This is a genomic window from Knoellia remsis (assembly GCF_003002895.1).
GTDB classification, from domain to species: Bacteria; Actinomycetota; Actinomycetes; order Actinomycetales; family Dermatophilaceae; genus Knoellia; species Knoellia remsis.
In genome coordinates, this window is the sequence record NZ_PVTI01000048.1 from 1 (window position 1) to 10,464 (window position 10,464).

A 10,464-nucleotide genomic window follows, 5' to 3' on the forward strand; every position below is an offset into this window, starting at 1 on the left:
GAGGTGCGGATCCTCGATCAGGCGCGCGGCGACGTAGTCGACGAACCCGTCGAACGGGTCCGGCGAAGCGCGCTGGCGGACCCCTGGTTGGCGCTCACCGGCGAGGTAGGCGCGGATGGTCTTGCGGTCATGGTTCGTGCGGCGGGCGATCTCGCTGATCGTCATCCCCTGCCGCTGCAGAGCGTGGATGTCCACGCTGCTCCTCTCTGAGAGCATGAGAACAGGGCCTTCCTGGGCTGGTGTGTGGTCAGAGACCACCAGCATCCAGGGAGGCCCGCCTCATGCGGCGGAGCGACCCAGAGTGGGGAGATTCGATGAGCAGAACTGGGGAATTTCGGTGAGCACCGTCATCGGCTGTTACAAACGGGATACAAATCGCCTGAACGAATCGGAGTTTGCGCAGGTCAGCATGGGTCAGTCAGTCAGTACTACGACATATAGTCACTTGTGAACGTAAAGCTCGAACTCACCGTTCGGGTACCGAGGGCCCTGGCTTAGCCGGGGCCCTCGTTGCGCCTCCGCGTCGTCGCGGGCAAGCCCAGGCGAAGGACTCAGCAAGGCGTCGCACCAATCCCGACTACTGCCCGTGCTTGCACCTCTCGGCGGTCGGTTAAGGGGCAGCGGGTGGGGTGCCCGCACTGAGCGAGCCACAGGTCCGCTACGCTCCCTTCTCCAATGATCTTTGGAGGACTGGATGAGTGACGCGAAAGACGGGCTGTTCGCCGAGCTGGCGGTGGTCGGCAAAGCGTTCGGTAGCGCCAAGCGGCTCGAGCTGGTGGATCTGCTCGCTCAGGGGGAGCGCACCGTCGAGAGCTTGGCCCGTGCAGCCGACATGGGGGTCAGCACGGTGTCGGCTCACCTACAGGTGTTGAAGTCCTCAAACCTGGTGCGGACGCGTCGGGACGGGACGCGCGTCTACTACCGACTGGCGGGCGATGACGTGGTTGCGCTGTACGGCGCGATGCTGACCGTTGCACGTACCCGGTCCGCCGACGTGGAGCAGGCGTTGGCGGCCTACCTCGGCGTTCCAGGCTCAGGTGAGATCGACATCGTGACCCGACAAGAGCTGCTCGACCTCCTCGAGGCTGGGTCGGCCGCTGTGATCGATGTCCGACCTTCGGAGGAGTACGCCGCGGGGCACATCCCAGGCGCCCGCAGCCTTCCGTTCGAGGAGCTGCCGAACGCCGTGGCCGACCTGCGGGCCGGCGGCGAGGTGATCACCTACTGCCGCGGCGCCTACTGCGTCCTCGCGCACGACGCCGTCCGGTTGCTCGCTACCGAGGGGATCCACGCCCGCCGCCTGGAGGACGGGATGCTGGAGTGGAGAACTCACGCACTCCCGGTGGAGGTCGGCGCGTGATCGCGGCGCTTCGCCTCTGGCCTGCTCGGCGATGGCTGACGGCGCTCGCTGCTGGTGCCGCGTTCGTCCTTGTCGTGGCGATTCCAACGGACCTGATCGACACTCCGATCTTCGGCCGCGAGGTGCCTCCCACGTGGTGGTCCTGGCCGTCTCTCATCCTCTCCTCGATCCTGGCTGGGCTACTGGTCGGGTCCTATGTGGCCGCCCCGGCACGTATGGGTGATGACCGCCAGGTCCAGCGCGGCGGATGGGTCGGCAGCGCGTTGACCTACTTCGCCGTCGGCTGCCCGGTGTGCAACAAGCTCGTACTCCTCGCTCTCGGTAGCGCGGGAGCGATGACCTGGTTTGAGCCCATCCAGCCGCTGCTGCAAGTTGCCGCGGTCGTTCTCCTCGCCTGGGCGCTACGGCGACGTCTGCTCGGCGAGATCTCCTGCCCCACCGATCTGAAGGAAGTTCATGCCTGAGTCGCATCCTGCCCGTAAGAGCCCCATCCTGCCGGCGATCGTCGCGCTCGCCGCCGCCGTCGCGCTGATCGCAGCGCTCGCCGGCGTATTCTCCGGCGACGACGAGGCCGACAGGTCAGTCGGGTCCCCCACAGACTCGCAGCGGTCGAGCACGAGCGACGACTCGCTGGCACGACGCCAGGTCGACGACCCGATGGCCAAGGGCGAGGCTGACGCCCCCGTAGTACTCATCGCCTACTCCGACTTCCAGTGCCCGTTCTGCGGCAAGTGGGCTCGCGACACCGCCCCGGCCTTGGAGGAGCAGTACGTCACCGACGGCACCCTCCGCATCGAGTGGCGCGACTTCCCCTACCTCGGGCCGGAGTCGGCGACTGCCGCTCTGGCCGGCCGCGCGGCCGCCGCGCAAGGCGCGTTCTGGGAGTTCCACGACGCCATGTACGCCGATCAGCTGCCGCCGAACAGCGGCAACCTAAATCAGGAGTACGTCGAGGGAATCGCCGATGAGCTCGGCCTGGACGTGCAGCAGTTCCGTTCCGACATGAAGTCCCAGACGACCGAGCAGCTTGTCGACGCCGACTTCCAGGAAGGCCAGGAACTGGGCATCACCGGAACGCCATCGTTCCTGATCAACGGCGTCCCGGTCATCGGCGCCCAACCAACCGAGGTGTTCGAGGACCTTATCGAGGAGGCCGACGCCGGATGATCGAGATCGGCGTCCTCGCGGCGTTCGCCGCCGGGGTCCTCGCGCTCCTCTCACCGTGCAGCGCACTGCTGCTGCCGTCGTTCTTCGCCTACGCGTTCGCCACCAAGCGCGCACTGGTGACCCGGACACTGGTCTTCTACGTCGGCCTGCTGATCACCCTGGTTCCGCTCGGGACCGGCGCCGCAGCCGCGTCACGCCTGATCTACGGCCACCGACCGCTTCTGATCGCGGTCGCCGGCTGGACCATCATCGGGCTGGGTGTCCTGCAGCTGCTCGGCAAGGGCTTCGCGCTGCCATTCGCTAGCCGCCTCCAGAGCTGGTCGGCCGCCCGCACGAGCCAAGGATGGGTCTCGACCCTGATCCTGGGGGCCGTCTATGGCCTCGCGGGCTTTTGCTCCGGCCCTGTGCTCGGCGCCATCCTCACAGTTGCCGCCACCCAGAGCACGCCGTGGCGAGGCGGAGCCCTCCTTGCGGTCTACGCACTCGGGATGGCAGCACCTCTCCTGGTGCTCGCCGCCATCTGGGACCGTTTCGATCTCGGCCGCCGCCGCTGGCTACGCGGCCGCACCCTGACCTGGGGGCCGCTGCGCGTCCACACCACATCCGCCACGGCCGGCGTCCTCTTCGTGATCATCGGAGTGGTGTTCCTCCGCTACGACGGCACCGCCGGCATCACCGGGGCCTTCGGCATCGCCGATACCGTGGAATTGGAGTTCACCGCCCAACAGACGGCAGCGACGTGGGCCGCCGCGGCGCCGGACTGGCTGTTGCCCGCAGTCATCCTGCTCGGGGCACTGACGGTCGCTTGGCGCCGACGCCACGGCAACTCGCAGAATGATGACCCGGCGTCTACCCCGAAACACGAGAAGATCGACGAGGACATGCGCTCCCGATAGCACCCCAGCGCGCCTGGTGGGGCCGCCTCAGGCAAGGGCGAGGAAGAGCTTCTCCATCTTCTTGACGTCAACGTCGTCAAGACCCTCGTCGGACTCGGTGAGGCACTGCTGCAGGCCGGTGGCGACGATGGCGTAGCCGGCGCGGGAGAGCGCCTTGTTGACGGCGGCCAACTGTGTGAGGACGGACTCGCAGTCAGAGCCCTCCTCCATCATCCGGATCACGCTGGCAAGGTGCCCGTTGGCGCGCTTCATGCGGGTGATGATCGCCTTGATCTCGGTGGGTTCGAGGTCCATCAGTTCTTCTCCAGTGCGGCCAGGGCCGCGGTCAGCCGCTGTCGTGCGTCGGTCGCGACGGTGCGGAGGGTGTCGCCGGCGTGACCGGCGAGGGACATCATGGCGTCGGGGTCGAAGGCCTCGACGACCGTGGTGGTGTCGTCGAGGGCGCGGACGACGACGTTGCAGGGCAGCAGTGCGGCGATGGAGGGATCGGCCTGCAATGCCTGGTGCGCTAGCTGGGGGCGGCAGGCCCCCAGGATGATCTGGGGTGCGACGTCGACATCGAGCTTGGCCTTCAGCGTGGCCTTGAGGTCGATCTCGGTGAGGATGCCGAACCCCGCGGCGGCGAGCTCAGCGCGCACCGCCTCGACGGTCTCGTCGTAGGGGCGGGGCACCGTGGTTTCGAGCGTGTACTGCGTCATGGGGTCTCTTCCTCTCGGGTACCGATCACGAGGTCCGTGGCTAGGCTGCACCCACAACTGTACAACCCCCCTGGGGGATGTGTTAATGTTTGGGCATAACCCCCCCGGGGGTTCCGTTTGGGTAGTTCGACGAGCCAGCAAAGGAGTCCCCTCTATGCGTGAAACCACCATCGACCAGCTCGCTGCGGCGCTCGATCAGGGCGCGTCGGTGGTCGACGTCCGTGAGCCTGCGGAGTTCCGCGAGGGTCACGTGCCGGGTGCGGTCAACATCCCGATGGGTCAGCTGACCGCCCGGCTGGGCGAGATCGACCGCGATCGTCTGGTGCACGTGGTGTGCGCCTCGGGCAACCGCAGCAGCGCGATGGCCGACGTTCTGACCGCTAACGGCTTCGAGGCGATCAACGTCGCCGGCGGCACCAGCGCCTGGGTCCGCTCCGGGCTACCGATTGAGAAGTGAGGCGAACATGACTGACGCCACCACCACCGAGACACCCGCACCGGCCTCGGCGACCGAGGAGGCCCAGCAGCGGCCGGCCGAGGGACTGACCGTCCGCACCCTCGAGACCTCATCGCTCGGGGACCGCACCTACGTGGTCCACGACGGCGAAGCCGCCCTGGTGATTGACCCTCAGCGCGACATCGACCGGGTGTTGGAGGTGCTCGAGGCCGACGGCGTGCGACTGACCCACGTGTTCGAGACCCACATCCACAACGACTACGTCACTGGTGGCCTGGCGCTCGCGCAGGCAACCGGAGCGGCCTACCTGGTCAACGGCGAGGACGAGGTGTCCTTCGACCGCACCCCGATCGCCGACGGCGAGGTCGTCGAGGTGGGCGACCGGATGCGCGTCCGTGCGATCGCCACCCCCGGTCACACCTTTACCCACCTGTCCTACGCGCTCTCTGTCGACGGGCCTGACGGCGAGGAGCCGTACGCCGTGTTCACCGGCGGCTCGCTTCTCTACGGCGCCACCGGTCGACCCGACCTGCTCGGAGAGGAGCACACCGACGCCCTGGTGCGTCACCAGCACGCATCGGCGCACAAGCTCGCCGAGCAGCTGCCCGACGAGGCCGAGGTCTACCCGACTCACGGGTTCGGGTCGTTCTGTTCGGCCACGCAGTCCGAAGCCACGGCCTCGACGATCGGCGAGGAGAAGCGCTCGAACCCAGTCCTGACCCAGGACGAGGAGACCTACGTCCGCGAGTTGCTGGACGGCCTCGGTGCCTGGCCGGCGTACTACGTGCACATGGGACCCGCCAACGCCGCCGGTCCCTCCGCGCCCGACCTCTCCCCGGTGCAGGAGGCCGACGCGACCGAGCTGCGGCGCCGGATCGACGCGGGTGAGTGGGTGGTGGACCTGCGCAATCGCAAGGCCTTCGCCGCTGGGCATGCCCCTGGAGCGTTCAACTTCGGACTCGACGGTGCCTTCTCGACCTACTTGGGCTGGCTGATCGAGTGGGGCACCGCCGTGACCCTGCTCGGTGAGACCGCCGAGGACGTGGCCACCGCCCAGCGTGAGCTGGTTCGGATCGGCATCGACCGGCCCGCAGCCCAGGCCACCGGCGGTCCGCAGGACTGGACCGACGGCGACCTCGGTAGCTTCCCGACCGCCACCTTCGCCGATCTGGCGCAGGTGCGCCACCACCGCGACGTCGTCGTACTGGATGTGCGCCGCGCTGACGAGTACGAGGGTGCAGCGATCGCCGGGGCGGTCAACATCCCGATCCACGAGCTGCCCCGCCGCGTCGGCGAGGTGCCGGCCGGTGAGGTGTGGGTGCACTGCGCCAGTGGTTACCGCGCCTCGGTCGCTGCCTCGTTCGTCGCCGCCGCCGGCCGGACCCCCGTCGCAGTCGACGACTCCTTCGAGAACGCCGAGAAGCTCGGCCTGCACCTGGTGCGCCCCGAGGGCGACACCACCGACCCCACCGACGGTGCCGACGGGCCCGACGTCTGAGATGACACTGCTCCTCGCCGTCGCCGCCGGCGCGCTCATCGGCCTGTCCCTGGGGGCACTCGGTGGCGGCGGCTCGATCCTGGCCGTGCCGGTGCTGGTGTACCTGCTCGACCAGTCCGCCTCCCAGGCGACGACCGGGTCGCTGGTGGTCGTCGGCGTCACCTCCCTGATCGGGGCGATCGCCGCGCACCGCGCGGGCAACGTGCTGCTCGGCCGCGGCCTGGTCTTCGGCCTGGTCGCGATCGGCGGGGCGGTGGCGGGAGCGGAGGCGTCCGATCGGGTCTCCGAGGAGGTCCTGTTGGCCGCCTTCGCCGCCCTGATGCTGCTGGTCGGCGGGATGCTGGCCTGGCGCCAGCTACGCCACCGTCGCGGAGACGACGCTCGGCACGTCGCGCGGCCCACCCTGGACGACCCGATCATCACGTTCAGCCCGACGTTCGCCTGCCAGTGCCCCCGGGCCCTCAAGGTGCTGCTGACCGCCACCGTCGTCGGGGCGCTGACCGGCTTCTTGGGCGTCGGCGGAGGCTTCCTCGTCGTACCCGCCCTCCTGCTCGCCCTCGCGCTGCCGATGGAGTACGCCGCCGGCACGTCCCTGGTGGTCATCACCATCACCAGCGCCGCAGCGCTGGTCGTCCGGGCCGGTTCTGGCGACCCACCGGACTGGGCGACCGTCGCCGTCCTCACGGCGACGTCAGCGGCAGCAGCCGTCGCAGGGGCCCGCCTCGCCGACCGTGTCGACACCCACCGCCTCCAGGCGGCCTTCGCCGTCCTGGTCCTCGGCGTCGCCGTCTACACGGCCGCCCGCGCGGTCCCCGCCCTTCTCTGATCACACCGATCGCTCACCCCTCACCGAACGGAACATCCATGAGCACCACCACCGCCCCGTCGAAGGGCGCCCCCGACTTCACTCCCGGCTTCCGCCCCGGACCCCTCGGCCGCCTCGGTCTCTGGGTGAGCGGCCACGCCAAGCTCGTCACCGGCGTCTGGCTGCTGCTCATCGTGGGCCTGGGCGCCTTCGCTCCCCAGGTCGAGCACAACCTGTCCGGCGCCGGCTGGCAGGCCGACGGCTCGGAGTCCGTCGCCGCCCGCGAGCTCGCCCAAGAGAGCTTCGGCGGTAACGCCTCCTCGGCCATCCAGGTCGTCGTGCACTCCACCGACGGACCCGTCACCGAGGGCCCCGGCGCCGAGGTCCTCGCTCAGGTGACCCGGATGCTCGAGGCCGAACCGCGCATCGCTGAGGTGATCGCGCCGATGCCCGGCGCGACCATCAGCCAGGACGGCAGCACCGCGATCATCCTTGCGGGCGCGGGTGCCGACACCAACGAGATGGTCCGGGTCGCCACCGACCTCAAGGGGGACCTCCAGGACCTCTCGGTCGAGGGCATCCAGGTCAACCCCACCGGGTCCTCGCTGCTGTGGTCGGACTTCAACGAGGCCAACCTCGAGGCGATGCTTAAGTCCGAGATGGTCTCCTGGCCCGTCACCATGGCGATCCTGGTGCTCGCCTTCGGCGCCCTGGTCGCCGCAGGCCTTCCCCTGATCCTGACCCTCGCAGGCCTCGTCGCCTCCGCCGGATCGTTGGTCCTCATCAACGAGCTCGTCCCGGTCTCCATCTGGGCGATGAACTTCGCGATGATGTTCGCCCTCGCGCTCGGCATCGACTACGCGCTGTTCCTCGTCGTGCGCTACCGCGCCTCCCGCATGGGTTCCGGCAACTCCGCGCGTCAGGCGGTCGCCGAGACCATGGACACCGCCGGAAAGGCCGTCCTGCTCTCGGGCGCTACCGTCTTGATCTCGCTGTCGGCGGTGATGCTGGTGCCCTCGCCGTCGTTCCGCTCGATGGCCGGCGGGATCATGCTCTCGGTCGTCTTCGTCCTGGCCGCAACCCTCACCCTGCTCCCGCTGGTGCTGTTCAAGCTCGACCACAAGATCAACAAGCTGTCCCTGCCCTGGGTAAAGACGGGCGAGCACCGCTCCCCGAAGTTCGCCGCATGGGGAGAGCGACTCTGGAAGCGCCCCCTCGTCTGGGGCCTGGGCGCACTCATCGTGCTGCTCGCACTCGCCGCACCCATCATCGGCCTCAAGACCGCCATGCCCTCCATCAAGGTCCTGCCCGAGGACGCCAGCGCACGCGTCGGCTACGACCTCGTCCAGGAGTCCTTCGGCGAAGGTGCGCCCGGCACGCTCCAGATCGTGATGAAGGCCTCCGACGCCGACGCCGCGAAGACCGTGCTCGCCTCCGACCCCGGCATCGCCGGAGCAATGCCCTCAATGCCGGCAGCCGACGACAGCGGACTGGTCCTGATCCAGGCCGTTCCGACCGTCGACCCGTCCGACCCCGCTCTCAACGACACCGTCGACCGGCTGCGCGCCGACCTGCCGTCGAGCGCCCTCGTTGGAGGCGCGGCGGTGGAGAACCTCGACCTCAAGGCCCAGCTCGACGAATCCACGCCGCTCGTGATCGGGGTCGTGCTCGTGCTCGGGTTCCTGCTGTTGCTGGTGGCGCTCCAGGCGCCGCTGATCTCGTTGCTCGGCACGCTGGCCAGCCTGCTGTCGACGGCTGCGGCGTTTGGCGTGGCCCGCCTGGTCTTCCAGGAAGGCATCGGCGCTGACTTCTTCGGCTTTGAGAGTCAGGGCTTCCTCGACGCGTGGGCCCCGGTGTTCTTCTTCGCCATGATCTTCGCGATCGCGATGGACTACACGGTCTTCCTGCTCGCGTCGGCCAAGGAGCACTACGAGCACTCGGGCGACCCTAAGGACGCGATGGTCGGCTCGCTCGCCCACTCTGGACGGGTCATCTTCGCCGCCGGCGCGGTCATGGTCGCGGTGTTCTTCACCTTCGCCCTCTCCGGCCCGCTGCCCCCCAAGGAGATGGGCATCGTGCTCGGCGTCGCTGTGCTCCTCGACGCCTTCCTCGTGCGGCTCGTGCTGCTGCCGGTCATGCTGCGCCTGACCGGCAAGGCGGCGTGGTGGTCGCCGGCCTGGCTTCGCCGTGTGTTGCCGACCATCACGTTCTCGCACGGCTGAGCGCTCCTCGACCGCCGCGGCGTATCCCCCTGCGCCGCGGCACGTGGTCCGGGCGCCCGACCCCACGGGGGTCCGGACCACACCTCCCCTTCCAGACTCACCACCCTCACCCCTCCCGCACGATCACCCGAACCAAAGGAGCTCCACCATGTGCCGAGCAGTCACTTGTAAGAAGTGCGGCAAGACCACCTGGGCCGGCTGCGGCCAGCACGTCGACCAGGTCCTCGCCCGCGTCCCTCGCGCCGACCGGTGCGCCGGCCACCCCCACGAGTCCGGCACCGGGTTCTTCAGCCGCCTCTTCGGAGGCAAGGGATGAACCTCGACCGCGCCGTTCTCCTCCTCGCCGGCACCATGACCCTGCTCAGCGTCCTGCTGGTGGCGCTCGTGTCACCGTGGTGGCTGCTGCTGACCGCCTTCGTCGGGCTCAACCTGCTCCAGTCGTCCATCACCGGCTTCTGCCCCGCGGCCGTCATCTTCCGCCGGCTCGGCGTCAGCAGCGGGTGCGCCTTCCGATGAGCGACGACGGCTCTCACCACTGGGATGCTGTCTTCGCGTCGCGCGACCTCGACACGGTGTCGTGGTTCGAAGAGACGCCAACCCACTCCGTGGAGCTCCTGCGCCAACAGCCCGGCTCGGTGATCGACATCGGAGCCGGCGCGTCCCGGCTCCCCGACGCGCTCCTCGCCGAGGGCCGCGACGACATCACCGTGCTCGACATCTCCCGCGAAGCGCTCGCAGTGACGCGCGAACGGCTCGGCTCCGCGGAAGGGCGGGTCGCCTACGTCGTCAGCGACGTCCTGTCTTGGGAACCCTCGCGCACCTACGACGCCTGGCACGACAGAGCCGTACTCCACTTCCTCACCGAGCCGGCCAACCACGCGGCGTACGTCGACCTGGCCGCCCGCACCATTTCCCCCGGCGGCCTGCTGGTCCTGGCCACATTCGGCCCCGACGGACCCACGTCCTGCTCGGGCCTGCCGACGGCCCGCCACTCCGCCGAGGACCTCGCCGAGTTGAGTCCATAGGGTTGGTGTACGACGACACCGGTGAGCGTGTCCCTACGCACGTAGGTGCGGTCACCGCGTGATCCTTCGAGTGAACCTCTCACAGCACTCTCGAATGGAGCATCGCGATGACCGCGAACACCAGTATCGACCCTGCCGTCTTCCTGCACGACCAGCTCGCCCAGGCCAGCCCGGACCTGATGCGCGATCTGCTGACCACGTTCATCAACGCGCTGCTGTCGGCGCAGGCCGATAGCGTGTGCGGTGCCGAGTACGGCACCCGTAGCCCGGACCGCACCAATAGCCGCAACGGGTACCGGCACCGGGACCTGGACACTCGCGCCGGCACCATCGATG

15 protein-coding genes are annotated in these 10,464 nt (G+C 68.9%); 12 read left to right on the forward strand and 3 right to left on the reverse strand.

Annotated elements, in window-relative coordinates:
* Nucleotides 1-195: helix-turn-helix domain-containing protein (locus BCF74_RS16595; protein ID WP_245889427.1), on the reverse strand; the 195-nt coding region annotated here is incomplete at its 3' end.
* Nucleotides 196-694: 499 nt separating this feature from the next.
* Here BCF74_RS16595 and BCF74_RS16600 point away from each other — a divergent pair.
* From BCF74_RS16600 to BCF74_RS16615, 4 genes are read left to right on the forward strand one after another with little or no spacing between them, the layout of a single operon-like run.
* Entirely contained in the window at nt 695-1,360 is a 666-nt protein-coding gene (locus BCF74_RS16600) for an ArsR/SmtB family transcription factor (protein WP_036490915.1), read from the forward strand.
* Nucleotides 1,357-1,824, forward strand: coding sequence for a hypothetical protein (locus tag BCF74_RS16605; RefSeq protein ID WP_010833472.1), 468 nt, complete (start codon nt 1,357-1,359; stop codon nt 1,822-1,824). The genes BCF74_RS16600 and BCF74_RS16605 overlap by 4 nt, the downstream gene beginning before the upstream one ends.
* Nucleotides 1,817-2,527 (forward strand): DsbA family protein, encoded by a 711-nt coding sequence (locus tag BCF74_RS16610; RefSeq protein ID WP_010833473.1) that lies wholly within the window; start codon nt 1,817-1,819, stop codon nt 2,525-2,527. Before BCF74_RS16605 ends, BCF74_RS16610 begins: the two co-directional genes overlap by 8 nt.
* Nucleotides 2,524-3,423: a cytochrome c biogenesis CcdA family protein gene (locus BCF74_RS16615; RefSeq protein WP_010833474.1), complete on the forward strand. Its 900-nt coding sequence runs from the start codon at nt 2,524-2,526 to the stop codon at nt 3,421-3,423. Before BCF74_RS16610 ends, BCF74_RS16615 begins: the two co-directional genes overlap by 4 nt.
* A 27-nt stretch (nt 3,424-3,450) precedes the next feature.
* Here the strand turns inward: BCF74_RS16615 and BCF74_RS16620 are convergent, their stop codons facing one another.
* Together BCF74_RS16620 and BCF74_RS16625 are read right to left on the reverse strand one after the other, a co-directional pair.
* Nucleotides 3,451-3,717 carry a metal-sensitive transcriptional regulator gene (locus BCF74_RS16620; protein WP_010833475.1) on the reverse strand — a complete coding sequence of 89 codons (267 nt, stop codon included), beginning with the start codon at nt 3,715-3,717 and terminating at the stop codon, nt 3,451-3,453.
* Complete coding sequence (locus tag BCF74_RS16625) at nt 3,717-4,121, reverse strand: DUF302 domain-containing protein (protein ID WP_010833476.1); 405 nt, start codon at nt 4,119-4,121, stop codon at nt 3,717-3,719. The genes BCF74_RS16620 and BCF74_RS16625 overlap by 1 nt, the downstream gene beginning before the upstream one ends.
* Nucleotides 4,122-4,275: 154 nt before the next feature.
* Between BCF74_RS16625 and BCF74_RS16630 the strand changes: the two genes are divergently transcribed.
* The 8 genes from BCF74_RS16630 to BCF74_RS16660 form a co-directional block, all read left to right on the forward strand.
* Complete coding sequence (locus BCF74_RS16630) at nt 4,276-4,578, forward strand: rhodanese-like domain-containing protein (protein WP_010833477.1); 303 nt, start codon at nt 4,276-4,278, stop codon at nt 4,576-4,578.
* Nucleotides 4,579-4,585: 7 nt separating this feature from the next.
* Nucleotides 4,586-6,076 (forward strand): MBL fold metallo-hydrolase, encoded by a 1,491-nt coding sequence (locus tag BCF74_RS16635; protein ID WP_106299047.1) that lies wholly within the window; start codon nt 4,586-4,588, stop codon nt 6,074-6,076.
* Nucleotide 6,077: 1 nt separating this feature from the next.
* Nucleotides 6,078-6,902, forward strand: coding sequence for a sulfite exporter TauE/SafE family protein (locus tag BCF74_RS16640; protein ID WP_010833479.1), 825 nt, complete (start codon nt 6,078-6,080; stop codon nt 6,900-6,902).
* 38 nt (nt 6,903-6,940) lie between these two features.
* On the forward strand, nt 6,941-9,103 hold the full coding sequence (locus BCF74_RS16645) for an MMPL family transporter (protein WP_010833480.1): 2,163 nt from the start codon (nt 6,941-6,943) through the stop codon (nt 9,101-9,103).
* Nucleotides 9,104-9,251: 148 nt separating this feature from the next.
* Nucleotides 9,252-9,419 (forward strand): hypothetical protein, encoded by a 168-nt coding sequence (locus tag BCF74_RS17445; protein ID WP_170070286.1) that lies wholly within the window; start codon nt 9,252-9,254, stop codon nt 9,417-9,419.
* On the forward strand, nt 9,416-9,619 hold the full coding sequence (locus BCF74_RS16650) for a YgaP family membrane protein (RefSeq protein WP_036490917.1): 204 nt from the start codon (nt 9,416-9,418) through the stop codon (nt 9,617-9,619). The genes BCF74_RS17445 and BCF74_RS16650 overlap by 4 nt, the downstream gene beginning before the upstream one ends.
* On the forward strand, nt 9,616-10,128 hold the full coding sequence (locus BCF74_RS16655; protein WP_106299048.1) for a class I SAM-dependent methyltransferase: 513 nt from the start codon (nt 9,616-9,618) through the stop codon (nt 10,126-10,128). Before BCF74_RS16650 ends, BCF74_RS16655 begins: the two co-directional genes overlap by 4 nt.
* A 107-nt stretch (nt 10,129-10,235) precedes the next feature.
* Nucleotides 10,236-10,464 (forward strand): transposase (locus BCF74_RS16660; RefSeq protein WP_177426661.1); only part of this gene is annotated, 229 nt, incomplete at its 3' end.